1 pseudogene is annotated in these 628 nt (G+C 45.9%); it reads right to left on the bottom strand.

Features of this window, described 5'->3' with window-relative positions:
- Positions 1–628 (bottom strand): annotated as a pseudogene (locus R8O11_RS28845) (response regulator); the annotation flags it as partial.

The raw sequence follows: 628 nt of genomic DNA, 5'->3' as shown, positions 1-628 counted from the left end.
GGTCACAATGCTCGAGCTTACGATAAATTGCGTATTCGCCGCGATACTCAAATGGGCGAAGTGAGGCTAACCTCACAATCGCTAAACAGATTTTCTTGGAGTGAGGAAGAAGGTCGTGCAGTTGAAAGTAGCGATCAAAGTGCGGCGTGATTGAGGAGGTTGAAATCGACTTCTGAGCGGTAATTTGTCTTCGGATTTGCTCGATTTTGGTCTGCGATTCTTGCAGGCGCACTTCCAGGCTTTTGAGCATGTGCACTTGGCTTCGGAAAATACTTGGATGTTGCGCCTCGGCAATGGCTCTGCGAGCACGTGGCAACATCGATTTCATTTCACTTAAAAATGAACAACGTTCGAGCAGTACGCACAGATGGTAAAGATCATAGAAGTGCGACAGTTGATTGCTGACTAGTACCGCTCTGACTTGAGAAATAGCGGCTTTTAAATCACCACGAATCAGCGCGATGTGCGCGTCAATCAATGCAAATTGGGCTTTGAATTGCGAGTTCTTCTCTATTTCACCAATCAGTGGGTTTAATCCAAACAGGAGGTTTTCAAAGCATTGATTTGAAGGTGCATTGAGCGCTCTATATAAGTGGCAGCGCACAAAATTCAGTTTGGTGAAGATGCC

The organism is Vibrio sp. 1288 (assembly GCF_033344475.1).
Note: the sequence above shows the minus strand (reverse complement) of the source record. Positions and strands in the feature narration are given on the sequence as shown.